We start from the raw sequence: 25,960 nt of genomic DNA, 5'->3' as shown, positions 1-25,960 counted from the left end.
GGGATGAAGGACATTTTTTAGTATAAACTGTCGCTTATTGTATCATTCATTTCTATTATATCATTATATAGATTTAAAGTATATAAATAATATTCCACCTTTAAAGCGTAATAGTTGAAATAACAAAAAATGATAGAGAAGCCTATAATTAAAGATAAGCGTTATATCTATCTATAGCCCAAAATGAAAAGTGGTTTACGGATGTGACTTACCTATTATTTGGAGAGCTCACATTGTATTTATCAACGATTATGGATGCCTTTAATCGTGAAATTATTAGTTATGTCATCAGTGAATCACAAACATTAACATTAGCGATGAAGACATTAAAACAAGCAATGCGAGGGAGAAAAGTAAAAGATGCCATCCTTCACTCGGATCAAGGAAGTATTTATACAGCGAAGGAATTTCAAGCATATGCCAAAGAAAAAGGCATTATCACCAGCATGTCCCGGAGAGGAAATTGCCATGATAATGCCGTCATGGAAAGCTTCTTTGGTCATTTAAAAAGCGAAGCTTTCTACTCACAAAAGATAACAAAAGTATCCAACACAACTGTGCGAAAGATTGTGTTAGAATACATTCATTACTACAATTGTGTGCGAATTCAAGAAAAATTAAACCACCTATCCCCTAAAGAATATAGGGAACAGATGGTTTAGATGTTTTGATATGTGTCCCGCTTTCGGGGGTCACTTCACTTCAGTTACTAGGCTTTTTGTTTAATTTATTTATATTTTTACATAATAAACTCCAAAGTACACTTATAAGTGTACCTATAAGTATAACTTAATCAAGATAAACTTCACCATTCTATTTACTCTTTTTCTATTCTAAAACCAAACACTCCATCTTTTACTTTTACTAAGTGCGTTCCCGACCAAAAAGTATGTACTTTAAAATAGTACCAATCTCCATTTTTTCTTAAATATTCTTTAATCTCATAACCTTCTTGTATAAGGTACTCTTTAATATCATTTTCTTTACTCCCAAACATAGTAATCCCCCCCTTATAAAAAAATCACACTGATCCTATAAAACAATAAATAAAAAAGTGCAAAATCTATCTACAGATTTCGCACCAACTACAGATAAAAGATACAATCACTAGAAACATAGGAGAGTGTTTCACCACTTATTATAAACTATATCTTTACATTTTTGTGTTCGAATTTGAAAATATGCAAAGATTCATCCTTTTGTTTTTGAATTTTCTTTCAATTAATAGTATAATAAATGTATTCAAATGATTAATCTCCTTACGCGTCATCTGATAGTGCACACCAAAAAACCAATTCCCGTGTAATGGAATTGGTTTTTTTGGTGCAATTCAGTCAATACAGCAACTTGAACCCACATTTTCTAATGTAGTCTTATCAATCTTAACATAATTTCAATTTCATCCATAAATTAGTAAGTGATGGATACTTATTATATCACAAATCCATTTTTATTATAAAGATTCTATCTGTTTTTCTTCTAGCGCAATTTCTATTTGTTCAATCCGAAATGCTACAGGTGGGTGAGTTGCTTCTTAACGTGCCCAGATCCCTTTTGGAGAACCTTCAGTTCCTTCTATTTTTTCTAAAAAGAACATCAAACCTTCTCCCATTCCTAGTTCGACTGCATACGCATCCGCTCGGAATTCCTCATTTCTTCCTACCACTCGAAATGGTAAATCCGCAACTCGATGAAAAACCACTTGCATGGCTTTTAATACGACCACTGCAAGAGCCGCTAATACAGCCACAATTTGCATACGATTCGAGAGAAGAGATAAAATCGTTGCCATAGCTACTAATATCCATGTAGCGACTGATCCTGCTGTATTCAAAGTGTGTGCCATGACAGCACATGACCAATTTCATGTGCTAAAACCCCTGCAAGTTCTTCCTCATTCGCTGTTTTCAATAATCCTTTTGTGACACAAATCGTCTTACTACCCAATGCATACGCATTCGGAAACGGTTCATCTGCCACACATAAAACCAAATCTTGTATACCTAATCTTTGACATAAAGCATCTAAAATAGGTTTTCTCTGCTCTACTTCTCGTTTTGTCGCTCGTCTCATGCCATTCATATAACGATACAATTTCTCTGCATGTTCCGTTGTATTTTATACAGTAAGTCCACCAAAAAACATTGCTGAAATAAACGTCACTAAAATATTAGAATTCATATATAAGTATAAAAACATATACATGATAATCTAATTCACAAAAGGCGTACATACCAGTCTGGTCGGTTCACCGCTGAAAACACTTCATTATTTCGTAATGTGAATCATTACTTGCGGTATTACTTAGTTGAAGCCGCCAACTCTGTAAGGAAGTATGTATCGGAATACCAAGAATATTACACGAAAAAGTATAATGAAGTACCAAAACATCAAGACAAACGTGCACTCGTTCTAACCGCAAGTTCCCGAAACGATTATATTAAGCGTTTCGGGAACTTGGAAGGGTAATTCGAAAAATCTTCATTCTTCAGTATATTTTAGATATGAAATTACGCGAACAAATTACAGCTAGCACCAATAAAGTCGAAGCTTATAATGGTTTTTCGAAATGGTTGTTTTTAGGTGCTAATGGCATTATTATGAAAAACAATCCAATAGAACAAAAAAATGTATAAAATACAATGATTTCATCACCAATACTGTATTTTTTCAAAATATAGTATATATCACTATGATTTTATGATAACTAAAAAAGAAGGTTATTGCTTTTCACGCCAAGAGTTAGAAAGGCTAAGTCCTTATATAACTAGACATATAAAACGATTCGGCGATTTTGTAATTGATTTATAGAAAACCCTACAACCATATAGAAGAAACGATTCCATTATAAGCTCAATCTAGACCTTTTTTTAATGTATCTCCGCAGAACTTTACATATGTTCATTCCGGTTCAGCATTTATAATTTTCAGCATACGTTCTGATTACTTAAAGTTCTTTAGTATTTAGAAATTCAGAACCTATTTTTTAAATATGAATAGAAGTTAAAAAAATATAAATAATAATAAAGAGAACTAAAAGCTGGGGTGGGGATAATGAAAGTTAAAATGAGTCATATGATATCTCCTTTCTTTGTGTTTTTTGTTATACATGGAGAACAATTCGGAGCGGGTGTACTCGGATTTTCACGAATTATTGCGAAAGAAGCTGGTTTTGATGCTTGGATAGGAGTGTTATTTACGGGCATTGCAATTCATTGTCTTATTTGGATTATGTACTACATGTTATCTCTTATTGATGGAAGCATTTTGGATATACATACATATGTACTAGGCCCTTTATTGGGAAAGCTGTTTAATATAGGATTTATGTTATACTTTTTGATGATGAGCGTTTCTACTTTACGTACCTATGTTGAAATTGTACAAGTATGGCTATTTCCTACCGCATCTACTCTTATTTTGAGCATTATATTTTCTATTTTAATTTATTATATTATTTCATCCGGTTTCCGGGTTATCACTGGCATATGTGTAATTTCTATTTTTGCATCTTTTAGTTACATGATACTTTGTTTGTATTGCTTGATAAGATTTGGTCACTTCGAGAATTTCTTACCAATATTTAACCACAATATATCAGAAATTTTTCTAGCTGCAAAAGGTTCTGGATACACGATGACTGGTTTTGAAATTATTCTTATGATTTATCCGTTTATCAAATCTCCAAAAAAATCCTATAAATTCGCACAATATAGTGTATTATTTTCTAATTTCCTTTACTTATTAAGCGTGATTTCTGCTTTGGCATTTTTTAGTGAAGGTCAATTATCTAAAATGATTTGGTCACAACTTTCTATGACACAGGTAATTCAATTTTCTTTTCTCGAAAGGGTAGAATATATTGTAGTATGTGGGTATGCGTTAATTATGATTAGTAGCATAATTTTACCACTTTGGGCACATACAAGAGGCATGAGAGAAATTTTTCATATTAAACAAAAATATATTCTACGGATATCCCTTATTGTGACAGTAATCATCTCAATTTTGTTAAAGGATAGACAAACGATTGATAACTTTATTACACAGATTTCCAATTTATCTTTGTATCTTATTTTCATTTATATCCCAACGCTATGCCTCATTTTACATATAAAAGTAAAGATGGTAGGAAACTAATAGTAAAAGACAACATTACGTCCTTTAAATATGCAAGATTCGATTTACTCCTAGCGGGATAAAATGCGGATCTTTTCTAATTCCAATTTGCTTAGTTTGTGCCGAAATACTAGTTGAATTCCTATATCTAGTTAACACAGATATACAATTTTTTACCCTGGTTCTTATTTAGACGAATAAAAGAGTCTTATAAAAAACAAAAATTAGAAATAAAAGTAAGCTTTTGGCCTATTTTTATACGTTAACTATACTAAATAAAACCATAGACCTTATAGTTCTTTAAGTAAGGCTTATGGCTTTTTATTTATCTTCAAATAAATTATAACTATATTGATTTTTCAGAGTATTTAAAGTATTTTAAGGTGGGGGTGAATGAAGTGTACTAAGTACAGATAACAATTCTAAGTACATTGTTAATTGCTTAAGTATTGGGGGGATATTGTGAAAGTAGAACAGGTCATTTTGTCAAACGGAAAGACGCGATATATGCTAGTCGATAAGGATGGAGAGCCTATTCAACCTGTTCTTCATTATTTACGGTTCAAAGATAATAGTAATGCTGCACGAAATACCTTACGGTCTTATTGCTTTCATCTGAAATTATTTTTTGAATTTCTAGAGCAAGAAAAATTGGATTACCGTGAGATTGGTATTGATCAGATGGCATCCTTTATGGGGTGGCTACAAAATCCATATGGGAACAATAAAGTAGTATCTATTTCCATTTCGCCCCTACCAAGAAAGCCAAGAACAATTAATACTGTTTTAGCTACTGTAACAGGGTTTTACGATTATTTAATGCGTCATGAGGATTATTCTATTCAATTATCAGAACGCCTAAAAAAACAAATAACCGGCTCTCGTAGAAATTTTAAAGATTTCTTATATCATATTAACAAAGATAAAAAATTCACAGCTCATATTCTCAAAGCTAAAGTACCAAAAGAAAAACCGAAGGTTATTTCTAAAGAACAAGTTACAAAACTAATTTTCTCCTGCTCAAACATACGTGATCGCTTTCTTATCCAATTATTATGGGAAAGTTCTATGCGAATCGGTGAAGCTCTTTCCCTGTGGCTTGAGGATTTCAAAGTTGATGCAAGAAAGATTCATATTTGTGATCGTGGCGAACTTGAAAATTTCGCGGAAATTAAAACTGTATATAGTCCAAGAATAATTGATGTATCTGAAGAATTAATGGATCTTTATTTTGAATATATAGCTGAAATACATACAGATGAAGTAGATACTAACCACGTTTTTATTAAGTTATCAGGAGAGAATAAGCACCGCCCTTTAGAGTATACGGATATTGTATCTTTATTTAATCGATTAAAACAGAAAACAGCTATCCATGTAACACCTCATATGCTTCGCCATACTTCACTGACCGAATTACGAAAAGCTGGATGGAAAGATGAACATTTGATGAAACGTGCGGGACATGCCCATATTCAAACCACAATTCAAATGTATGTTCATCCAAGTGATGATGATCTAAGAAAAGATTGGGAACGTGCACAAGAGAGAATGAAGATAAATTCACAGAAAGGTGATAGTTAGAAATGAGTATAATGGGAGCAGCAATCGTAAAGGAAAAGCAGGAAGAAATCAACGATTTCTTAATAGGCTATTGGGAAAATGATATATGGAGTGCCGATTATTCAGCCTTTGATGAGTTTCGACAAACCATCTGGGATAAGACATATAAAAAAATTGATTTTTCTTGTTTTAAATCCAAGATTAAAGCTGAAATAAAGTTTTTTATTTTAAATCGTTTGAAGGTCGATGATGTACGTTTATATCAGACGGTAATTAAACGATATGCAGCATCATTCAAACACATTGCAGAGTTATTAAATCAGTTCTATCCCTATATCAAAAGTATTATTGATATAGATTTAAACAGAGCAATAATTCAACTTCGTTCTATGTTAGTTCAAAAAGGATTAAAAATTCGAGAGGATGGCTCACTTACCAAGTATGAAACCTTCTTAAAAGTGATTTATTTATTTTATAAAGATTATTATGATGAACGTGATGAGTTTGAAAAAGACATTTGGGATATCAGGAAAATAGCAAAGTCAAAAGTGGTTGAACATGAAGCACATTATCTATTAAATTTTACAGCTATTCCAAGCCCGTTTCGTAACATGATTAAACGTTACATCAAGTTTCGAATTCAGTATGTATCTCACGGACAAAGTTGCCTTGATATTCGTTCTATCAGTCTTTTTTTAAATTTTATATATGAAAAATATCCAAACTGGAATGATCTATCCTTATTATCTCGCAAGGATATGGAAAATTACCGAGACTGGCAGAGGATAGAACAAGAACTGCATCAAAAAGCACAACGGAATTATTTAATAACTCTACGAGTTTTTTTGGAAACCATAGAAAAATTACAATATATAGAATCTCCTAAAATACCAGCATCTTTACTATTATTTAAGGAAGATATTCCCCAACTTCCAAGACGTACTGAAAACGATATTAAATATATCCCGGAGGGAATCCTTCAACAATTAGAAAGCCATTTAGAGCACCTTACTCCTAAAGAATATATTCCCGTAGTAATATTACTTCGAGCAACTGGTTGGCGTATCTCTGATATTCTCACCCTTCATTATGATACCTGTTTAGAACAAACAGCACAGGGCTGGTATTTGTGTGGTGATATTATGAAAACACAAGTCTTAAATCATCGTGTACCTATTACAGACGATGTAGCAGCTATTGTACAAACAGTAATAGAGTGTATGAAGAAAAAAAGCAACCTGGACAATAATCCAAAAAAATTCTTATTTGTTCGGCTTTCTGGTAAACGAAAAGGTCGTCCGCCAGAATCTCGTAGAATTCAAAATAGTTTAAATAAGCTTGCCAAGTCGAAAAATATTATTGATGAGAAAGGAAACGTGTTCCATTTTAAGAGCCACGCCTTCAGGCATACTAAAGGAGTTGAATTGATTAATAATGGAATGAATATCTTACATGTCCAAAAATGGTTAGCCCATGCTTCACCGGAAATGACTCTTACCTATGCGAAAATATTAGATACAACACTAAGAAAATCATGGGAAGACGCTACAGCAAAAGGTTTATTTCGAATAAATGATTTTGGCAAACCAGTAAAAGTACATCCTTCGGATATTGAAAATGAAGATATAATTGAATGGGAATATATTCGTTCGAATTTAGATGCAGTCAGGATGCCACTGGGTTATTGTACAAAACCGATTAAACAGCCTTGCCCTACGCAATCCGATCCCTGTTTATCTTGTCGTAATTTATGTACAACTCCAGAGTTTGCAAGAGAATATGAACGTCAAATAAAAGATACAGAGGCCGTTATAGAACGTGGGAAGACTATAAATCGTCCTGTATGGATAGAAAAGAATCAGGAGAAATTAGAGCGTTTAAAACCAATATATGAACTTCTAATACAAGGTAAAATTCATCATAAAGCTGGAAAAAAGGGACGAGAATATGATCGAGAGGAATTTAGTGTATATGGCCACAAATAACTATAAAAATACCAAAGGTATTAAAGACTTCTCAAAACTCAAAAGTGAATTAACTTTAACTAAAGTCAATCAAGCTATTCAAATGTTAATAAAAAATAAAGAAAAAATTAATTTTAATAGCGTTTCAACGACAGCCGGAGTATCAAAATCATACCTATATAATCATTTAGATATCCGTGAACGTATAAATAAACTTCGTGAGCAACAACAAGGCCTATCTTCTCCTAAGCAAGTTAAACGCGAAATAACCGATACCAATAAAGATATATTACTCGCCGCTAAAAACAAACGTATTAAACAATTGGAGGACGAAAATAAAAAATTAAAAGAAGAAATGATGCGCCTACGAGGTAAGATTTATGAAGGATAATTTACCTTACGTTGAATATATGTATTCAACGTAAGGACCCTATCAAATTAGGGTTTAAATTTTCTTAGTTAAGATAACGTGTATATTTCGGCTGTACCCTAAGCGCCCTAAAGCCTAATAAAATTCCTGTTGAGGGTTCGAATTGTCGACAAGGTTGGGGAAGGGGAGATAACGCATTTTTAATTTTAAGGATAGTTTTAATCCTTAAGTTAAGGAGTATAGGATACAGCCCCATGAATAAGTCGGAGTTTATTTTTGGAAGTATCCCTAAATATTAACCTAATTAAGTATAAGCTGTTCCTTCTTTCCAAATTCCTACCTAAGTAATGGAATACATAATCACCTTTTTGTCCTTCACATGTAAGTTAAACTTTAACAATTTGTGAATTTTACAAATGGTGTGACAAATATCACATTTCCATTTTTTGTTATGTATTATAATGGAAATGCAAGCGTATTTTCATTATTCCGTATAAAGGGAGGAAATGAATATGAAAAAACATTTGGTTATGATCGGAAACGGAATGGCCGGCATACGCTGTATGGAGGAAATTCTAAATCAAGATGGCGATTTATATGATATTACTATTTTTGGGGATGAACTCCATCCAAACTATAACCGTATTATGCTTTCCCACGTTCTACAGGGTAAAACAAGTATACAAGATATTATCATGAACGAATATAGTTGGTACGAGGAAAATAAAATAACCTTATATGCAAACGAGAGGGTTCAGGGAATTAACCGAAAGGAAAATGTTATTGTTACGGAAAAGGGTCGTACCCTTACGTACGATAAACTTATTATTGCAACGGGCTCTAATGCTTTTATATTACCTATTGAGGGTTCCACACTTTCCGGTGTAACAGGATTTCGAACTATTGAAGATACTCAATTTATGATAAATGCAGCTAAAAAATATAAAAGGGCCGTTGTTATTGGCGGTGGATTACTTGGTTTAGAGGCTGCACGTGGTCTTATTGACTTAGGAATGGACGTACATGTTGTTCATTTAATGCCTACTTTGATGGAAAGGCAACTAGATTTCAAGGCAGCTTCCTTACTTCGGGAGGATTTAGAGGCACAGGATATGAAGTTTCTTATGGAGAAGAAGACTGTGAAAATTCTTGGTACTAATCATGTTGAGGGTATTCAATTTGAAGATGGCGAAATTGTAAATTGTGATTTAATCGTAATGGCTGTTGGAATACGCCCGAATACGCAAATAGCAAAAGATGCTGGTTTACTTGTAAATCGCGGTATTGTAGTCAATGAATATATGCAAACGAGTGATAAATCTATTTATGCAGTTGGGGAATGTGCCGAACATGATGGTATTGTTTATGGGCTTGTCGCACCCCTTTATGAACAAGGTATGGTATTAGCAAAACATATAACAAATTCACGAACTAATGGATACACCGGAAGCATTTCTAGTACACAACTTAAGGTTGCCGGTTGCGATTTATTCTCTGCTGGTCAAATTCACGAAGATGATCAAACAAAAGCAATATCAATTTTTGATGAATGTAAACGTTCTTATAAAAAAGTATTCATTCGTGCCAATAAAGTCGTGGGTATCGTTTTATATGGTGATACTGCTGATGGTACACGTCTCTTTAGCATGTTAAAGAAAGAAGAAGATATACAAGGATATACAGCCGCTTCCCTTCTTCACAAAGCCGGTGAAGAAAGTGAACTTAACGTTGCTACAATGAGTGCCGATGACACGATTTGCGGATGTAATGGTGTTACGAAAGGCACAATCGTTCATGCCATTATAGAACAAGAGTTAACTACTTTTGAAGAAGTTAAAGGCTGTACGAAAGCCGCAGGGTCTTGTGGTAAATGTCGTCCGCTTGTGGAACAAGTTTTATCTCATACACTTGGAGATGCTTTTGATGCCTCAGCGCAATCTGCCGGTATGTGTGGATGTACACCTTTATCCCGTGATGAAGTCGTAGCGGCCATTCACGAGAAAGGCTTAAAATCTCCAAAAGAAGTACGAAACGTCCTTGGTTTTGTGCATGAAGACGGCTGTTCAAAATGTCGTCCTGCCTTAAACTACTATGTACGTATGGCGATTCCAGAAGAATATGAAGATGATAAATCGTCCCGTTTCGTTAATGAAAGAATGAATGGTAACATCCAGCACGATGGTACATTCTCTGTTATTCCACGCATGTACGGAGGCGTTACAACAGCTGATGATTTAATGAAAATTGCTGAAGTTGCGAAAAAGTACGATGTTCCTCTTGTGAAAATTACAGGTGCAAGCCGAATCGGCTTATATGGTGTTAAGAAACAAGATTTACCTAACGTATGGGCCGACTTACATATGACTTCGGGATATGCATATTCAAAATCGCTTCGTAATGTAAAATCATGTGTTGGTTCTCGCTTCTGCCGTTTCGGTACGAAAGATTCATTAGGACTTGGTATGTTGCTTGAACAATCATTAGAAATGGTAGATACACCTCATAAAATGAAGATGGGTGTAACGGGCTGTCCGCGTAACTGTGCGGAAGTACTAACGAAAGATTTTGGCGTTGTTTGTGTCGAAAATGGATACCAACTTTATATTGGCGGAAATGGTGGTACGGAAGTACGCGAAGCTGATTTTGTAATGATTGTCCCTACTGAAGATGATGTCCTTCGCGTTGCTACAGCTTATATGCAATATTATCGTGAAACTGGTATTTACGGAGAGCGTACTGCTTACTGGACAGAACGTTTAGGCTTCGATCACATAAAAGAAATACTGCAAGATGCAAATATGGTCACTAAGTTAAATGAACGTTTCCAAAAAGCTCGTGGCACATATAAAGAAGCATGGGGACAAGCATTAGAAACGAAGTCATTAAAAGTGATGTATGAAGTAGAAACTGTGAAATAAGGAGCGTGATTCATATGTTACAAATGGGAGAAAAAATCAAAGTTATGCGTGTAGAAGATCTTCCTATACAAATTGGTAAAGAGGTGCAAATCAAAGATGTGTTTATTGCTCTATTTCATCTTTCAAATGGCGATATTCGTGCTGTAGGAAATCGCTGTCCTCATAAAAATGGACCATTAGCGGAAGGAATTGTATCTGGGGAATTTGTCTTTTGCCCACTGCATGATTGGAAAATTTCATTACTAACAGGTGAGGTTCAAAAACCCGATAATGGTTGTATTCAAACGTATGACGTAGAAGTTATTGACGGGGATATTTATATATATATGTAATTTACAAAAGGAAGCCTCCCTTGGCTTCCTTTTAAATAAAAACAAATGAGGTGCGAGTATGAACGGATATGTATATTTAGTTGGCGCAGGACCAGGTGATGAAGGACTCATTACAAAAAAGGCGATAGAGTGCTTAGAGCGTGCGGATGTTGTTTTATATGATCGTTTACTGAATCCTACTCTCCTTAGTTATACGAAGACAACATGCGAGTTTATTTATTGCGGAAAAATGCCCAAAAATCATACGATGCGACAAGAAATGATTAACGCCCACCTCCTTCACTTTGCGAAAGAAAACAAAATCGTTGTTCGCTTAAAGGGCGGAGATCCATTTATTTTTGGGCGAGGTGGCGAAGAGGCGGGCATTTTAGCAGCAGCAAGTATTCCATATGAAATTGTACCAGGTATTACCTCTAGCATCGCCGCTAGTACGTATGCAGGTATCCCACTCACCCATCGTAACTATAGTAATAGTGTCACTTTACTAACTGGACATGCAAAAGGTCCTTTAACCAATTATGGAAAATATAATTTATCTCACAATAGCGACACAATTGCTTACTACATGGGTATAAAAAACTTACCTACAATTTGCGAAAACTTACTACAAGCAGGAAAAAAAGAAGATACACCAGTAGCAGTTATCGAATGGGGTACAACTGGTAAACAGCGCGTTGTCACAGGTACACTTTCAACCATTGTTCTTATCGTCAAGAACGAAAATATTTCTAACCCTTCTATGACAATTGTTGGTGATGTTGTTTCCTTACGTAATCAAATCGCTTGGAAAGAACGTAAACCATTGCATGGCAAGAAGGTTTTAGTTGCATCTGCAACAAATAAAAAAAGCACAATCAAGCAAATGTTACAAGAGTCCGGTGCAGAAATATATCAAATTCCAACTTTTAAAAAGAAAGAATACACATTAACACCTAAACAAACCAATGAGATTTTTAGCGTTGATCGCCTAGTATTTTGTTCAGCTGAAAGTGTAGAAATCTTGATGCGATCATGCAGTAAACACCAGAAAGATATTCGTTCCTTACAGGCGAAACTGCAGTATATAAACGTTGCCACTCAAGAAAAGCTTATGCAATATGGGCTACTAAGTAAACAAGCAAAGTTCTCTTCCCATACAACTGTTTATTTAGGCAGAAATATTAACCGAATTGCTTTTATTCAAGAGAAAATTGGTGCTGGCTCCTATATGATGACTCATGAGTATACAATTGATCATCGTTTCGATGAAGTTCATTCTCGTATACTTTCTGAATTCTCATGGGATAGCATTGTGTTTGAAGGGCGTGCCTCAATTGATACTTTTTTATCAGAAATAAAACGACTTGGTTTTATTGATATTCTTACTCTTCCCTTCTCGTATACCGACGTTCCAACTTTACACTATGCGAATAAAGTCGGATTACATAATGTAGATGAGCAATTACAAGACATTATTATGAAGAAAGATTTGGTGCTACGATGAAAGGCATTGTATATGTTGGACACGGTAGTCGCCTGCAAGAAGGCAATGAACAATTTATTCGCTTTATTCAATCTGTCATGAAAGAACGTAACGAAAGAATTCAAAAAATAGCTTTTCTAGAACTAACAACACCTACCATTTCGGATGCAGTTACAGAAACAATACTAGAGGGAGCAACTGAAATAATGATTGTACCTGTTTTATTATTTGCAGCAGCTCACTATAAACGTGATATTCCTCTTGAAATAGAACAAATACAAAAGAAATACCCACATATAACATTTTCAGTTGTACCACCTTTTAGTACGCATCCACATATGGTTGAACTTGTAGCGAAAAGAATACGTGAAACTATTCCAATGCAAAGTAGTAGCGTTTTACTCGTAGGACGGGGTAGTAGCGATCCTCAGCCTATATATGAATTACAACAAATTGGAGCAGCTGTCGGGCAGAAAATTGGTATGCCGGTATCTTGTTCCTTTTTAACAAAAGGAACGCCCTCTTTTACTTCTGAGCTTAAACATATAACATCGATTGCGTCCCATGTATATGTCATGCCGTACCTTCTCTTTACTGGATTATTACTTCAAAAAATTAAATTGTATACAAAAAAATACGATCACGTGACGACTTGTAACTGCCTGCAGTTTGATACATATATGAAATTAACATTGTTAGAACGAATGGAGGAATGGGTGTATGTATCGTATGGACCTTTCCATGGAAAATCTAGATAAAAGGGGAGGCATATGTACAATGATGCAAAATCACGCAACAAGCATTAGCGGACATTAGGGAACTGTTCCTATAAGGAATCAGGGTCCTTTTTTGATTTGGTTGCTTTCTTCATATATTAATGTACATAATTGTCCGTTTTTTACTTCTTCTGGGAGAATAAATGAATACCTTCCTACTATAATTAATATGTTTATGGTCTAATGATGAAAGTCTAGATATATCATCATTATCAATCATATGACTGCGATTTTGGAGTACTTGTAGCGCGGATTCTATATACCGGGTATTCCATACAACAATTGTTATTACTAAACCTAATGCTCCTAATTGAGGTAGAAGGAGCAACTGTGCCGGGAAGTGTAAAGTGGTTTCCAAAAAATGTATAAAAAAGAAACGCAAAGTTTTTTTACTTCTGTGTTTCTTCAAGTTTTCGTTGATTGATTGCTCGATAAAGAGAACCTTGTGATACACCAGTTCCTTCTACAATCTCTTTAATTGAGTATTCTTTACTGTCATACATGCGTAATGCGATTGAGAGCTTTTCTTTTTCTAATTTTGGCCTACCTAACTTTTTGCCACGCTTCTTACTTGCTTCTAAGCCTTCTTTTACTCGTTCTGCAATCAAGTTCCTTTCTAATTCAGCAATAACACACATCATCTGTAGCATGGCCTTACCTGTAGGCGTGCCTGTATCCATACTCTCTTTCAATGATACAAATTGAATCCCTATTTCTTCGAACTGTTGGATAATATTCAGGATATCTAATGTTTTGCGCCCTAAACGTGAAATACTTTCAACTACAACCGTATCTCCTTTTCTTATCACATCAAATAATTTTACAAGGCCCTGTCTTTCTCGAATTGTTCCAGTAAATTTTTCCTGAATGATTTTTTCACATCCGTATTTCTTAAGTGAATGAATTTGACGATCTAAATTTTGCTCAAAAGTAGATACACGTGCATAACCAATAATCATTTGCTTCCTCCTGTACAATCATATACTTTCATTGTACCGAAGGTTCATTTATTGTAAAGGTATTTGGTAATATTTTTGGTAACTATTTTTTGTAACTCGAAAAACCTTATAAATGTAGATGTAACTTTAGGAGATAATTTGCGTAGTTTTCAAATGATAACTTGCACATAAAAAAGCTTTATTTTGGATGAAAAATACTTCACCGAACAAAAAATAAGATAAAGTTGTTAAAAAGTCTGACTTGAAGAAAAAACTCTAGACATTTATCCAAAAATAACATTTATAGCATGCTATTGACTAAACGTTACTTTAATCCAAAAAAGTTAGCATATAATGACTAGTATGTTTTACAAACTAGTCATTATATGCTACAGTGTTTTTAACTAGTATGTTTTACAAACTAGTTAATGAACGATACCGCATTTTTAACTAATATGTATTACAAATTAGCGAGGTGAGTAAATGAAAGAAACACAACTACTAAAGGGGGTACTTGAAGGTTGCGTGCTATCTATTATTAAACAACAACAAGTATACGGTTATGAACTTGTACAAATAATGCGTGATTATGGGTTTACAACAATAGTAGGTGGAACAATTTATCCTCTACTGCAAAAGTTAGAAAAACAAGGGTTAATTAAAAGTAAGGAGCTCACTTCACCTGATGGACCAAATAGGAAATACTTCTTTATTACACATGAAGGAGAAGAACAACTAGAGGGTTTTGAAGAACAATGGGGTTCATTGATTGTAAAAGTGAATCGGATTTTGACAAAAGTGGAGAGTGAATTGGATGAAAAATAATACCGCTAAACAATTAGTGGAGCAAAATAACAAGCTTAGAGAACAGCTATCCCCAGAAAATAAAATATATTATGAAGATATTTTATTGTATATGCGTACATTTGGTTTTTTCTATGAAGAATTAGAAACAGAACGACACTTAATGGTAATATTACAAGATATTTTAGAAGCGCAAAAACATGGCGAATCGGCAGAAGAGTATTTAGGTAAAAATCCAAAAGAGGTTGTCGATCAACTGACACAGCAATTTGATAAACCTTCATGGAAATCGATTTTTAAAATTAGTGGTTTAATTTTTTTAATTAGTATGTTTTACGATATTGTAGGTAGTTTTACAGCCCCATCATTACAAATAAATGGATTGGTTATATTGTTGAATGGAATATTCTCCATTGCATTCGTTTATGGTGTTTTTAAATTATTACACCTGAGTATTTATATGAAAACGCAATTACCGAGGTTAATTAAATTTTTCGTAGTATGGATAATAGCGATGATTCCGTTTGGGGTATTTTTCCTCATTCGACTTTTTACACCAAAACAAGGAATTTTAAAAATTGGTACCCCATTTGATTGGATTGCCATTCTTGTTATTTTAATCTTGTCTATCGTTTATGTTATATTCAAGAAGAAACGTGAATTCTTTGGGGGTCTTATTTACGTTGTCGCTTTAGGAATATTCGGTTTATTGTTAAGGATACCACAAACGAAAGAATTAGTTCAGGGTGGTAAAAACCAAACTTTTGTCATTCTTTGTATTATTGTGCCTATTGCGCTCTACGCACTAGTCGAATGGTTATTATTTCGAAAAATGGAAGATGAAAATTAGTTATGAATAAATAGTGCTTACAATGTAGAGATATCATTTTAACACTCTTTAAATGAACGATAATACTTCAAATCGTAACATCCATATAAAAGATAATCCCCGCATTTTTCTCAAATATTTTTAAAAGTGCAGGGATTTTTTTATTAAAAAATCAACATTTTTAGTTTTGATTAAACTTTATTGTCAATTAATATCTTCCTCGAGTTCTTTTTGAATACGATAAACCGTTGGTCTGGTCACGCCGTTCTTTTCAGCAACCTTCTTTATAGGTAATCCTGAATTTAACATTTGTACGATTTGATAATAGACAGCTTGTTTTTGCGGATCTCGCGCACCTGGCCCATAAAGGGTTGGTCGCCCTTTATAAACCCCTTTTTCTTTCGCGATTTTTATTCCTTGTGCCTGTCGTCGTTTACTTTCTGTTCGTTCTTTTTCCGCAATCATAGCTAAGAGTTGAAGAATTAAATCTTTGACAAAACGGTCTAATAGCGGATCACCTAGGGGCTCACTTAATATAGGCATACTTGTAACAAGTAAACCGACTTTTTCTTGCTTCAGATAATTTATTGTACGAATGATTTCATTATAATCACGTCCTAATCGATCAATTGCTTCTACCATTAAAAAATCGCCTTCTCGTACAAAATCTAAAGCTCTTTTAAATTCTACACGATTCAAAAAATCCGCTCCGGATTTTTTCTCTACAAATATTTTTTCCGCACCGTGATTTTTAAATTCTACAATTTGTCGATCTAAGTTTTGATCCATAGAACTGACTCTCGCATAAGCAACTTTCACTCTCAAAAACCCTCCAGTTTCCCACCATTTATTTTACACCCTAATTTTACACTTAAAACATCCGTTTCTCAATATATGACCCGTGTAAAATTAGGGTACACCCAAAATAGACACATAACAAAGTATATGAAATAATTGTGTTACATTTTATGGAAAGGAGAACAAATAAATGGACAAAGAACATTATCACTCATTAACACAATGTACAGAACAACAATTGGAAGATGCATACAAAAAATATAAAATTATTTTTCCTTATTTAGAAAATGAAAAAACTGTTCAACAAATCAGTGAAGAGACAAAATTATCAATTCGTATCATTCAATATTGGATTTGCAAATTCAAAGAAAATGGTTTATTGGGTCTTGTCAGAAAAGAACGTTCTGATTGTGGGAAATTTAAAATACCTGACTTAGTTCAACAGCAGATTCAAAAAATTTATCTTGAAAATAAAAACATTTCTATTTCTTCTATGCATCGAAGAATAAAAAAGTGGTGTGAAGAAAATGAACTTGCTGAACCTAGTTATTATCAAGTTTGGAGTTTCATAAGGAACATCCCTAAGAACTTAATTGAATTAGCTCATTACGGAAGAAAACATTATGAGAATAAATATGATTTAGTTTATTTGCGTGAAGCTAAAAATCCTAATGAATTCTGGCAAGCAGACCACACTATGTTAGATATAGAAATTTTGAATGCAAAAGGTCAACCAGAAAGACCATGGTTAACTGTAATACTAGATGATTATAGTAGAGCAATTGCGGGATTTTACATCGATTTTGGTGCACCAGATACTATTCGAACTGCTTTAACACTACGTCAGGCAATTTGGAGAAAAGGAGATAACAATTGGACGATTTGTGGTATACCTGAAACATTTTATACAGATCACGGAAGTGATTATACATCTCAACATATGGAACAAATCTCAGCAGATTTAAAAATGGTACTGTCATTTTCACGGGTAGGGGTTCCTAGAGGACGCGGAAAAATAGAGCGATTCTTTCGAACTGTTAATACGATGTTTCTTCAAGATTTACCAGGATATATAAAGAATCATACATCACAAAAATTAATGACATTAGATGAATTAATAGAACAATTCCACCAATTTGTTTTAAATACTTACCATTATAGGATTCATGGGACAACAAATAAACGTCCAATTGAAATGTGGAATGAATCTGGATTTCTTCCTAATATGCCTGAAAGCTTGCAGTCTTTAGATTTACTTTTGTTGTCATCGGCTAAGCCACGCAAAATCCATTCAGATGGTATCCATTTTCTTGGATTAAAGTATATGCATACAAACCTTTCAGCGTTTGTTGGTGAAGATGTAATTGTTCGATACGATCCAAGAGATATTGCTGAGATTCGTGTTTTTTATAAAGGTACCTATCTATGTACTGCAATATCTTCTACAGTTGATGGGTATTCAATAGGCTTGAAAGAACTTCAAGCTGCAAGAAATAAACAACGCAGAAAATTAAAAAATAGCGTTATTATCACAACAAAATCGGTTGTTGAGCATTTAAAGGTTGAAAAAGACGCATCAGAAAAAGTGAAACAAGTTAAGCCTATCACTTCAAAACTTAAGAGGTATAAAAATGAATAAACAGAGCCACTTCATTGAAACCAAAGAATATAAAAAATTCGCTGAATTTTGTGATGCATGTGCTGAATTTAAATATATCGGTATCTGTCATGGATTACCCGGTGTGGGAAAAACAATTTCAGCTCGTCAATATGCTAATTGGGATTATACCCATTCTAAGATTAACGAATTTTCTGTTTACAGTGACCAAGGGAAAAATGTAAAAGATGATACGATTTTAAAAAGTAATACTGTTTTTCATACCGCTCCATCTGTCCGACCTTCAAGGTTATATGACATGATTAAGCACACATGCTTCAATCTTCAAATGTCTAAAGATGGTTATCTAGCGATAAGAGATAACTATGAAAATAATTGGACAAGTTCATTTAAAAAAGCAGATAAGTTTAGTGCGATTGATCTCATTATCATTGATGAGATCGATCGTTTAAAGTTTCCGACACTTGAAATTCTTAGAGATATCTATGACCAGTACAATGTAGGTATGGTGTTTATTGGTATGCCAGGAATTGAAAAAAGATTATCACGTTATCCTCAGCTTTACTCCAGAGTCGGTTTTATTCATGAATTTAAAAAATTAACTCCAACAGAAATGAAACATATTTTAACATATAAGTGGGAGAAATTAGGGAACAAACTACAATATGAGAATTTTGAAGATTATGAAGCAGTGAATACTATTATAAAGATGAGTCGAGGGAATTTCCGATTACTTGAACGATTATTCTCTCAAATTGAAAGAATAATGACAATCAATCATTTAGACAAAATCACTACAGAAGTCGTTGATGTAGCAAGAGATTCTTTAGTAATCGGAGGAAATGAATAATCAAAAAAATAAATTTACAATTATTAGTTTGAAATAAGTTTAATTAGAAATATTTTGCACATTTTTATTTGGTACGAAGTAAAAAGAATCCATTTTAAAAATTTTATCAAAATGGATTCTTTTACGCTACATCTAGACATATTAAAAAAGTTTGATGATGCAACTCTATCAATTATTCAAAAATTTTCAACTTCAACAAATGCTTGTTTAAATTGTATTTTTCTGATGACATCGATCACACAAAATTTCTTTTGCATTTTTTACTAATACCTTATCTAATACCCCAACTGGCATTCGTGATTTAGTTGGGTGATTTAATCGAACAATAAATTCTTCTCCTTCACCTATTTCTTTAGAACAAATAGAACAAATAGAACAAATAAGTTTTGTTTCTTTGAAAAATGATAACAACTTTATCACCGCCCTCTATTCATCTTGTAAATCCTGTCTTTGCTTCAATCTTAGTCGATATACATAATACATCGGTATAAAACCACATATAAGTAGAATACTTCCTAATAATAGGCCGTCTTTCCAGCCATAGTTTGGTGTAATAGAAATAAGGTAGGCAATAAACACTACAATAACAGCTAATACTACCAGCCGAATAATAAATGATTTCTGAGGGTTTATTATTGCCCTTTCTTGTTCTACACTAATACTCATTGATAAATAGGCAGATACGATTGATGTTAAAATAAATACCATCCAAAGAGGGTTCTCGCGCATTCTATCAAGTCCCCCCTGAAAAAAGTCATAACCAAGAATGGATAAGATTCCTATGGTCTGAACAATATACGTGATTTTAATATTTTTTAAGTTCCTTAAAATGAGTCTTTCATCTGTAATTTTCTTCATTTAAAATCCTCCCGATCCAACCAAAATATCTCATCTAATTTTGCATTTACGGCATAACAAATTTGTAAACATAACTTTAGTGACGGGTTATATTTACCTTTTTCAATAAGACTGACAGTTTGTCTTGTAATTCCAACAACATCAGCAAGCTGTTGTTGTGTCAAATCTGCTTTTACACGAGCAATTTTCACGTGGTTTTTCATATCATACCTCCACAAATCATTGTAACTTATATGTTACGTTATGTAAATTATAAATTGCATTAATATTTAAAAACAGTTCTGTGTTCTAAGATATTTTTTAATCCCCAAAAAATATCTTAGCCCTTATAAAATCCATTAAAAATAAATATCCCTTAAGATACTAAATCCAAAGGGATAAAACAGTACAATTTCTTATAACCAGCTACGCTTAAACTTTATTTTGAATCCATAGTAATTTTGCAGAGTTTTCTAATGGTCTATATGCAATTTATTGCTTAAAAACTATGCAATTTATCTTCTAAAGTTACAAGTTACATAGAAATAGAATCAAGCTGAGTAATGTTACAAAAATATTGGTTTTTGGTAATGTTTCTTTTAATGGATTTATTTATAAAATACATATGCGATTAAATTTAATTAGTAATAAATAACCCTTTGAAAAATCTAAAACTTATTTTTAATGAATTAAAAAACTGTTTCTTTCGTGATTTATAGTATGTACAAGCCCTATATTGAATAAATTTTTTAAAGAGAAGGGAGGTATATTATGTCAGATGAGAATGAAAAATATTCAAAAGGATTAGCCCCAGATGATTTCATATCTGCTGGGGCACTTGATCCAAGCCTTTTAGGCCCTACATTACCACCAATTCCACCATTTACATTACCGTCGGGACCTACTGGGGTTACAGGACCAACCGGAGCTACTGGTCCAACCGGAGTTACAGGACCAACCGGACCTACAGGACCTACCGGAGTTACAGGACCAACCGGACCTACAGGACCAACCGGACCTACAGGACCTACTGGAGTTACTGGTCCTACTGGAGTTACAGGACCTACCGGACCTACAGGACCAACCGGAGCTACTGGTCCAACCGGAGTTACAGGACCTACTGGAGTTACTGGTCCTACTGGAGTTACAGGACCAACCGGAGTTACAGGACCTACCGGAGTTACAGGAGTTACAGGACCTACTGGAGTTACAGGAGTTACAGGACCTACTGGAGTTACAGGACCAACCGGAGTTACAGGACCAACCGGAGCTACTGGTCCAACCGGAGTTACAGGACCAACCGGAGTTACAGGACCTACTGGAGTTACTGGTCCTACTGGAGTTACAGGACCAACCGGAGTTACAGGACCAATCGGAGTTACAGGAGTTACTGGAGTTACTGGTCCTACTGGAGTTACAGGACCAACCGGAGTTACAGGACCAACCGGAGTTACAGGAGTTACAGGACCTACTGGAGTTACAGGACCTACTGGAGTTACAGGACCTACTGGAGTTACAGGACCAACCGGAGTTACAGGACCAACCGGAGCTACTGGTCCAACCGGAGTTACAGGACCAACCGGAGTTACAGGACCAACCGGAGCTACTGGTCCAACCGGAGTTACAGGACCAACCGGAGCTACTGGTCCAACCGGAGTTACAGGATCAACCGGAGTTACAGGACCAACCGGAGCTACTGGTCCAACCGGAGTTACAGGACCAACCGGAGTTACAGGACCTACTGGGGTTACAGGACCAACCGGAGTTACAGGACCAACCGGAGCTACTGGTCCAACCGGAGTTACAGGACCAACCGGAGCTACTGGCGCTACCGGCGCTACGGCAACAGCTTCTACTAAGGCTATCCTTTTTGGTGGTACTAATGCGGGATTTCAGCGCACAGCAGGATCACCAGGTGCTGATTCACAAACAATTCCTTATGTAACTGCTGGTGCTGGTAGTATTGTTGGTTTTTCCGCTTCTATTAATGTGAATAATCTATCCACAGGAATATACTTGATACGAATATGTGATAATGTACCTACTAACCTAGCTGCACCAGGTGCTGGTCAAATCGTATCTACAATTACTCTCACACTTACAGCTAATATTACAGGGACTATTGTATTTTCAATCAAACCTACTGATGTTGGAGCACAACCTGTAAGGGTATTTAATCCGAATCCAGTAGTGGCACCCGCAACTGTTACATGGACTAGTACAATACCTGGTAATCCAGTCGCAAGAACAGATGCTATCTCACTGTTTATTACTCCAGGAATTACCCAAAGCGCTGTATACTCTGTATTTATATCTACTGCAATTTAAAAACAATTAATACCTTAAACATACAATATTAGCTGTAAAAGATTAATATTGTATAAGAATTTATGGAGGAGCCCAAAGAGTATAGGGCTCCTTTTTTATGAATTTCACTCTAAATAAATGACTTTACATATAATATATGCGCTAATTAAATTATCTTAGATTAAGTGCTATAATTAGCAGTAAGATACAGCTATAATATAGACTATTTTAAAATAAAAAAATTAATGTTTAAAATAACTTCACCCTTTTTATATTCCCCTATAGTATCTACAGAAAGCTTTCAACAAGTAATTAAAGGATTAACCGTACATACAACATTGCGCTCCATAACTTTAAACGATTTAAACTAAAAAATAAAAATAAATTCTTAAAGAGAGGAAAAAGGAAAGAATGGGAGTTAAGCAATTACTGTCGGAGGCACAACGAAATGAGTTAATGGATTTATCACGTTTAACAGAATGGGATTTGGTAACATTTCATACCTTTTCTAAACATGACTTACATTTAATATTCAAGCATCGTAGAGGTTATAATCGTTTAGGTTTCGCTCTTCAACTGGCATTAATTCGTTATCCTGGATGGGCTTTAACTGAGTATAAAGATATTCCTATGTCAGTAATCCAGCATATCGCAAGACAGCTACAGATTCCTGCAGAAGAGTTTTCTAAATATGCCAATCGTAGCAACACATTATGGGAGCATCTTAGTGAAATTCGTGAAGAGTATGAGTACAGTAATTTTTCTTCTAAACATGAAGAGAATCTATTGAAACATATTACACAACAAGCTATGGAAAACAGCAATTCACTTCATTTAATTGAAATAGCACTGTCCATGTTACGGAAATCAAAAGTTATTCTTCCTGCCATGTATGTAATTGAAAATATAGTTTGGGAAGCCAAACAGCAAGCAGATCAAAAGGTATACAGTATTTTGTATGATGACTTAACATCTGAGCAAAAGAAAAGAATAGATGCTTTACTTCTACCCACAAACAATGGAATTTCGCCATTGGCTTGGTTAAAACAACTTCCCTCTCAACCATCACCAGAGTCTTTTCTCAAGGTTGTGGAGCGATTTGAATATGTAAAAGATATAGGGCTTGTAGTTGATACGAGCAAGATTAATTCCAACCGCCTTCGGCAGCTTGCAAGATTAGGATCAAAATATGAACCATATGCCTTTAGAAGGTTTGATGAAGTAAGAAGATACAGTATTTTAGTTGCCTTTATGCTAGAAATTACACAAGATTTAATCGATTATGCAATTGAAATACACGACCGTATCATGATGAATCTTCAATTAAAAGGAAAAAAAGCACAAGATGAGATGCAAAAAGTAAATGGTAAAAAACTGAATGAAAAACTTGTACAATTTATCAAGATATGTGGAGCACTTATTGAAGCGAAAGAAGTAGGGAAAGATGCTTTTACAGCTCTAGATGACGTTATGCCATGGGATAAAATGGTGGAATCGGTTGAGGAAGCCAAACAGTTATCAAGACCTATAAGCTATGATTATTTAGATTTGTTGGAGACTAGATATTCCTATATCAGGCGGTATGCGCCTGCCCTATTAAGGGTCTTCCAGTTTGGATCAACTAAATCGGCAGAGCCAGTACTTCAAGCGCTTCATACTATACATGATTTAAACATAAACGGAAAGCGCAAAGTACCGATGAGTGCCCCTTTGAATTTTGTATCAAATCGTTGGCAAAAACATGTGTATGACGACGAAGGTAATGTTAACCGACATTATTACGAACTTGCAGCATTAACAGAGTTGCGAAATTACATAAGATCAGGAGATATATTTGTTTCAGGAAGTAGACAGCATAAGGCATTTGATGATTACTTAATATCTGAAGAGGATTGGAGAAATATAATAAATGCGGAAAATTACTTGGCAGTTCCTTTAACGGTCGAGGAGTACTTAACAGAAAGGATTACTTCGCTAAACCAACGTTTGGACTGGTTATCAAAAAACAGTGAAAAATTAGAAGGTGTTGATATCAACCAAGGAAAGCTATATGTGGAGAGGTTAGATAAAGGGACTCCAGAAGAAGCAAAAGCATTTAGTATCCGTCTACATAATATGTTACCAAGAATAAAGCTCACAGATTTACTATTAGAAGTAGCCAGCTGGACTGGATTTCATGAGCAATTTATTCATGCTTCAACAAACAAATCTCCTGATCAAGAAGAGAAGAATATAGTATTAGCAACTCTGATGGCAATGGGAACAAATATTGGCCTTACAAAAATGGCAGAGGCTACTCCTGGAATCTCTTATAGACAAATGGCAAACACTGCACAATGGAGAATGTATGATGATGCTATGGTTCGAGCTCAGTCTGTTCTAGTTAATTTTCAACACAGGCGACAATTAGCAACATATTGGGGAGACGGTAATACATCGTCTTCAGATGGAATGCGGGTACCTATTGGTGTTCGCTCTTTACATGGTGATTCAAACCCGCATTATGGAACAGGAAGAGGAGCAACTATCTATAGATTTATAAGTGATCAATTTGCTTCCTTCTATTTAAAAGTAATTAATACAAATGCCCGAGATGCACTATACGTTCTTGATGGGTTACTTCATCATGAAACAGACCTCATGATTGAAGAACATTATACAGATACCGCCGGATATACAGACCAAGTTTTCGGATTAACACATCTTCTAGGTTTCCGCTTTGCACCACGTATTCGTGACTTAATGGATACGAAACTTTTTACTATTAATGGTGTGCAAGAATACCCTAATGTCCAAGCACTATTAAAAGGTAAAATTAATTTAAAGGTTATTCAAGACAATTATAATGATGTTTTACGTTTAGCATACTCTGTAAGAACAGGTAAAGTATCTAGTTCGCTTATCATGGGGAAACTTGGATCTTATGCAAGACAAAATAAATTAGCAACCGCCCTTGGTGAAATGGGTCGAATAGAAAAAACGATCTTTACCTTAGACTATATTTCAAGTAAATCAGTAAGAAGAAAAATACAAAAAGGCTTAAACAAAGGTGAAGCCACAAATGCCTTAGCCAGGGCCATATTTTTCGGGAAAAGCGGAGAGTTTAGAGAAAGAGCCCTTCAAGATCAATTGCAACGGGCCAGTGCACTTAATATTATTATTAATGCGATAAGTGTATGGAATACGGTCTATATGGAAAAAGCTGTAGAAGAATTAAAAGGTACAGGCGAATTTCGAGAGGATTTAATGCCGTATATATGGCCTTTAGGTTGGGAACACATCAATTTCTTAGGAGAATATAAGTTTGAGGGATTACATTCAACAAGTTTACACTCCTTACGTCCTTTGAATATGAAAGAGCCGATTTACTCTTAACGGGGTAAATTCTGGCTCTTTTCTTATATAAATTCTCTTAGCGTGGTTTTTTTCCGAAATGCTGGCGGTACCCCATCGCTATCAAGCTAAGCTTATACAA

22 protein-coding genes and 4 pseudogenes are annotated in these 25,960 nt (G+C 34.6%); 17 read left to right on the top strand and 9 right to left on the bottom strand.

What is annotated here, in order from left to right; all coding sequences use genetic code 11:
• Positions 1–182: 182 nt before the first annotated feature.
• Positions 183–662: pseudogene (locus MHB52_RS35670) on the top strand (IS3 family transposase); the annotation flags it as partial.
• Positions 663–817: 155 nt separating this feature from the next.
• Here the strand turns inward: MHB52_RS35670 and MHB52_RS35665 are convergent.
• From MHB52_RS35665 to MHB52_RS35655, 3 genes are all read right to left on the bottom strand, one after another.
• A complete protein-coding gene (locus MHB52_RS35665; protein ID WP_061663394.1) occupies positions 818–997 on the bottom strand; it encodes a hypothetical protein in 180 nt (59 codons plus the stop codon).
• A 537-nt stretch (positions 998–1,534) separates the two neighbouring features.
• A complete protein-coding gene (locus MHB52_RS35660) occupies positions 1,535–1,846 on the bottom strand; it encodes a hypothetical protein (protein WP_253703383.1) in 312 nt (103 codons plus the stop codon).
• Positions 1,831–2,082, bottom strand: coding sequence for a M48 family metalloprotease (locus tag MHB52_RS35655; protein WP_061663393.1), 252 nt, complete (start codon positions 2,080–2,082; stop codon positions 1,831–1,833). Before MHB52_RS35655 ends, MHB52_RS35660 begins: the two co-directional genes overlap by 16 nt.
• Before the next feature lie 144 nt (positions 2,083–2,226).
• On the opposite strand from MHB52_RS35655, the pseudogene MHB52_RS35650 reads away from it, so the two are divergent.
• From MHB52_RS35650 to MHB52_RS35605, 10 genes and pseudogenes are all read left to right on the top strand, one after another.
• Positions 2,227–2,421: pseudogene (locus MHB52_RS35650) on the top strand (IS110 family transposase); the annotation flags it as partial.
• A 23-nt stretch (positions 2,422–2,444) separates the two neighbouring features.
• Positions 2,445–2,851 (top strand): annotated as a pseudogene (locus MHB52_RS36950) (Tn3 family transposase); the annotation flags it as partial.
• A gap of 200 nt (positions 2,852–3,051) precedes the next feature.
• Positions 3,052–4,140, top strand: coding sequence for a GerAB/ArcD/ProY family transporter (locus tag MHB52_RS35640; protein WP_061663396.1), 1,089 nt, complete (start codon positions 3,052–3,054; stop codon positions 4,138–4,140).
• A 441-nt stretch (positions 4,141–4,581) separates the two neighbouring features.
• Positions 4,582–5,703 (top strand): tyrosine-type recombinase/integrase, encoded by a 1,122-nt coding sequence (locus MHB52_RS35635; protein ID WP_000862013.1) that lies wholly within the window; start codon positions 4,582–4,584, stop codon positions 5,701–5,703.
• Between the two features lie 2 nt (positions 5,704–5,705).
• Entirely contained in the window at positions 5,706–7,667 is a 1,962-nt protein-coding gene (locus tag MHB52_RS35630) for a tyrosine-type recombinase/integrase (RefSeq protein ID WP_061664311.1), read from the top strand.
• Positions 7,654–8,037 (top strand): DUF6262 family protein, encoded by a 384-nt coding sequence (locus tag MHB52_RS35625; RefSeq protein WP_000224740.1) that lies wholly within the window; start codon positions 7,654–7,656, stop codon positions 8,035–8,037. Before MHB52_RS35630 ends, MHB52_RS35625 begins: the two co-directional genes overlap by 14 nt.
• Before the next feature lie 491 nt (positions 8,038–8,528).
• Positions 8,529–10,934: a nitrite reductase large subunit NirB gene (gene nirB, locus MHB52_RS35620; protein ID WP_061662986.1), complete on the top strand. Its 2,406-nt coding sequence runs from the start codon at positions 8,529–8,531 to the stop codon at positions 10,932–10,934.
• A 14-nt stretch (positions 10,935–10,948) separates the two neighbouring features.
• Positions 10,949–11,266 carry a nitrite reductase small subunit NirD gene (gene nirD / locus MHB52_RS35615; protein WP_061662988.1) on the top strand — a complete coding sequence of 106 codons (318 nt, stop codon included), beginning with the start codon at positions 10,949–10,951 and terminating at the stop codon, positions 11,264–11,266.
• 58 nt (positions 11,267–11,324) lie between these two features.
• On the top strand, positions 11,325–12,749 hold the full coding sequence (locus MHB52_RS35610) for a uroporphyrin-III C-methyltransferase (RefSeq protein ID WP_061662990.1): 1,425 nt from the start codon (positions 11,325–11,327) through the stop codon (positions 12,747–12,749).
• Positions 12,746–13,486, top strand: coding sequence for a sirohydrochlorin chelatase (locus MHB52_RS35605; RefSeq protein WP_061662992.1), 741 nt, complete (start codon positions 12,746–12,748; stop codon positions 13,484–13,486). The genes MHB52_RS35610 and MHB52_RS35605 overlap by 4 nt, the downstream gene beginning before the upstream one ends.
• Positions 13,487–13,564: 78 nt before the next feature.
• On the opposite strand, the pseudogene MHB52_RS36945 reads toward MHB52_RS35605, so the two are convergent.
• Positions 13,565–13,817: pseudogene (locus MHB52_RS36945) on the bottom strand (Tn3 family transposase); the annotation flags it as partial.
• Positions 13,818–13,893: 76 nt separating this feature from the next.
• Positions 13,894–14,463, bottom strand: coding sequence for a recombinase family protein (locus MHB52_RS35595; protein WP_061662994.1), 570 nt, complete (start codon positions 14,461–14,463; stop codon positions 13,894–13,896).
• Between the two features lie 462 nt (positions 14,464–14,925).
• Here MHB52_RS35595 and MHB52_RS35590 point away from each other — a divergent pair, with 462 nt between their 5' ends.
• The gene (locus MHB52_RS35590; protein ID WP_000665426.1) at positions 14,926–15,267 is read left to right on the top strand and encodes a PadR family transcriptional regulator; all 342 of its coding nucleotides are present in this window, start codon (positions 14,926–14,928) and stop codon (positions 15,265–15,267) included.
• A complete protein-coding gene (locus tag MHB52_RS35585; RefSeq protein ID WP_061662996.1) occupies positions 15,257–16,096 on the top strand; it encodes a DUF1129 domain-containing protein in 840 nt (279 codons plus the stop codon). The genes MHB52_RS35590 and MHB52_RS35585 overlap by 11 nt, the downstream gene beginning before the upstream one ends.
• Positions 16,097–16,279: 183 nt before the next feature.
• On the opposite strand, the gene MHB52_RS35580 is transcribed toward MHB52_RS35585, so the two are convergent.
• Positions 16,280–16,894 (bottom strand): recombinase family protein, encoded by a 615-nt coding sequence (locus MHB52_RS35580; protein ID WP_061662999.1) that lies wholly within the window; start codon positions 16,892–16,894, stop codon positions 16,280–16,282.
• Between the two features lie 169 nt (positions 16,895–17,063).
• On the opposite strand from MHB52_RS35580, the gene MHB52_RS35575 reads away from it, so the two are divergent.
• Entirely contained in the window at positions 17,064–18,512 is a 1,449-nt protein-coding gene (locus MHB52_RS35575; protein WP_061663000.1) for a Mu transposase C-terminal domain-containing protein, read from the top strand.
• Positions 18,505–19,341, top strand: coding sequence for an AAA family ATPase (locus MHB52_RS35570; RefSeq protein WP_061663002.1), 837 nt, complete (start codon positions 18,505–18,507; stop codon positions 19,339–19,341). The genes MHB52_RS35575 and MHB52_RS35570 overlap by 8 nt, the downstream gene beginning before the upstream one ends.
• A 207-nt stretch (positions 19,342–19,548) precedes the next feature.
• Here the strand turns inward: MHB52_RS35570 and MHB52_RS35565 are convergent, their stop codons facing one another.
• From MHB52_RS35565 to MHB52_RS35555, 3 genes are read right to left on the bottom strand one after another with little or no spacing between them, the layout of a single operon-like run.
• A complete protein-coding gene (locus MHB52_RS35565; protein WP_431519939.1) occupies positions 19,549–19,752 on the bottom strand; it encodes a hypothetical protein in 204 nt (67 codons plus the stop codon).
• Between the two features lie 15 nt (positions 19,753–19,767).
• Positions 19,768–20,199, bottom strand: coding sequence for a hypothetical protein (locus MHB52_RS35560; protein WP_061663005.1), 432 nt, complete (start codon positions 20,197–20,199; stop codon positions 19,768–19,770).
• Positions 20,196–20,402 carry a helix-turn-helix transcriptional regulator gene (locus MHB52_RS35555; RefSeq protein WP_061663007.1) on the bottom strand — a complete coding sequence of 69 codons (207 nt, stop codon included), beginning with the start codon at positions 20,400–20,402 and terminating at the stop codon, positions 20,196–20,198. Before MHB52_RS35555 ends, MHB52_RS35560 begins: the two co-directional genes overlap by 4 nt.
• A 547-nt stretch (positions 20,403–20,949) precedes the next feature.
• Here MHB52_RS35555 and MHB52_RS35550 point away from each other — a divergent pair.
• Both MHB52_RS35550 and MHB52_RS35545 read left to right on the top strand, forming a co-directional pair.
• The gene (locus MHB52_RS35550; protein ID WP_340769227.1) at positions 20,950–22,506 is read left to right on the top strand and encodes an exosporium leader peptide-containing protein; all 1,557 of its coding nucleotides are present in this window, start codon (positions 20,950–20,952) and stop codon (positions 22,504–22,506) included.
• Positions 22,507–22,896: 390 nt separating this feature from the next.
• Positions 22,897–25,860, top strand: a complete 2,964-nt coding sequence (locus MHB52_RS35545) for a Tn3 family transposase (protein WP_061663514.1) — start codon at positions 22,897–22,899, stop codon at positions 25,858–25,860.
• The last annotated feature ends 100 nt before the right edge of the window (positions 25,861–25,960 follow it).

It is taken from the genome of Bacillus sp. FSL K6-0073, from assembly GCF_038006085.1.
Lineage (GTDB): Bacteria > Bacillota > Bacilli > Bacillales > Bacillaceae_G > Bacillus_A > Bacillus_A cereus.
This window is presented reverse-complemented; position numbering and strand designations above follow the sequence as displayed.

What these genes read in the sequence shown, in the direction of transcription:
- MHB52_RS35665 (WP_061663394.1), bottom strand. Translation starts at nt 997, where the DNA reads ATGTTTGGGAGTAAAGAAAATGATATTAAAGAGTACCTTATACAAGAA.
- MHB52_RS35660 (WP_253703383.1), bottom strand. Translation starts at nt 1,846, where the DNA reads ATGGCACACACTTTGAATACAGCAGGATCAGTCGCTACATGGATATTA.
- MHB52_RS35655 (WP_061663393.1), bottom strand. Translation starts at nt 2,082, where the DNA reads ATGAATGGCATGAGACGAGCGACAAAACGAGAAGTAGAGCAGAGAAAA.
- MHB52_RS35630 (WP_061664311.1), top strand. Translation starts at nt 5,706, where the DNA reads ATGAGTATAATGGGAGCAGCAATCGTAAAGGAAAAGCAGGAAGAAATC.
- MHB52_RS35625 (WP_000224740.1), top strand. Translation starts at nt 7,654, where the DNA reads ATGGCCACAAATAACTATAAAAATACCAAAGGTATTAAAGACTTCTCA.
- nirB (WP_061662986.1), top strand. Translation starts at nt 8,529, where the DNA reads ATGAAAAAACATTTGGTTATGATCGGAAACGGAATGGCCGGCATACGC.
- nirD (WP_061662988.1), top strand. Translation starts at nt 10,949, where the DNA reads ATGTTACAAATGGGAGAAAAAATCAAAGTTATGCGTGTAGAAGATCTT.
- MHB52_RS35610 (WP_061662990.1), top strand. Translation starts at nt 11,325, where the DNA reads ATGAACGGATATGTATATTTAGTTGGCGCAGGACCAGGTGATGAAGGA.
- MHB52_RS35605 (WP_061662992.1), top strand. Translation starts at nt 12,746, where the DNA reads ATGAAAGGCATTGTATATGTTGGACACGGTAGTCGCCTGCAAGAAGGC.
- MHB52_RS35595 (WP_061662994.1), bottom strand. Translation starts at nt 14,463, where the DNA reads ATGATTATTGGTTATGCACGTGTATCTACTTTTGAGCAAAATTTAGAT.
- MHB52_RS35590 (WP_000665426.1), top strand. Translation starts at nt 14,926, where the DNA reads ATGAAAGAAACACAACTACTAAAGGGGGTACTTGAAGGTTGCGTGCTA.
- MHB52_RS35585 (WP_061662996.1), top strand. Translation starts at nt 15,257, where the DNA reads ATGAAAAATAATACCGCTAAACAATTAGTGGAGCAAAATAACAAGCTT.
- MHB52_RS35575 (WP_061663000.1), top strand. Translation starts at nt 17,064, where the DNA reads ATGGACAAAGAACATTATCACTCATTAACACAATGTACAGAACAACAA.
- MHB52_RS35570 (WP_061663002.1), top strand. Translation starts at nt 18,505, where the DNA reads ATGAATAAACAGAGCCACTTCATTGAAACCAAAGAATATAAAAAATTC.
- MHB52_RS35560 (WP_061663005.1), bottom strand. Translation starts at nt 20,199, where the DNA reads ATGAAGAAAATTACAGATGAAAGACTCATTTTAAGGAACTTAAAAAAT.
- MHB52_RS35555 (WP_061663007.1), bottom strand. Translation starts at nt 20,402, where the DNA reads ATGAAAAACCACGTGAAAATTGCTCGTGTAAAAGCAGATTTGACACAA.
- MHB52_RS35550 (WP_340769227.1), top strand. Translation starts at nt 20,950, where the DNA reads ATGTCAGATGAGAATGAAAAATATTCAAAAGGATTAGCCCCAGATGAT.
- MHB52_RS35545 (WP_061663514.1), top strand. Translation starts at nt 22,897, where the DNA reads ATGGGAGTTAAGCAATTACTGTCGGAGGCACAACGAAATGAGTTAATG.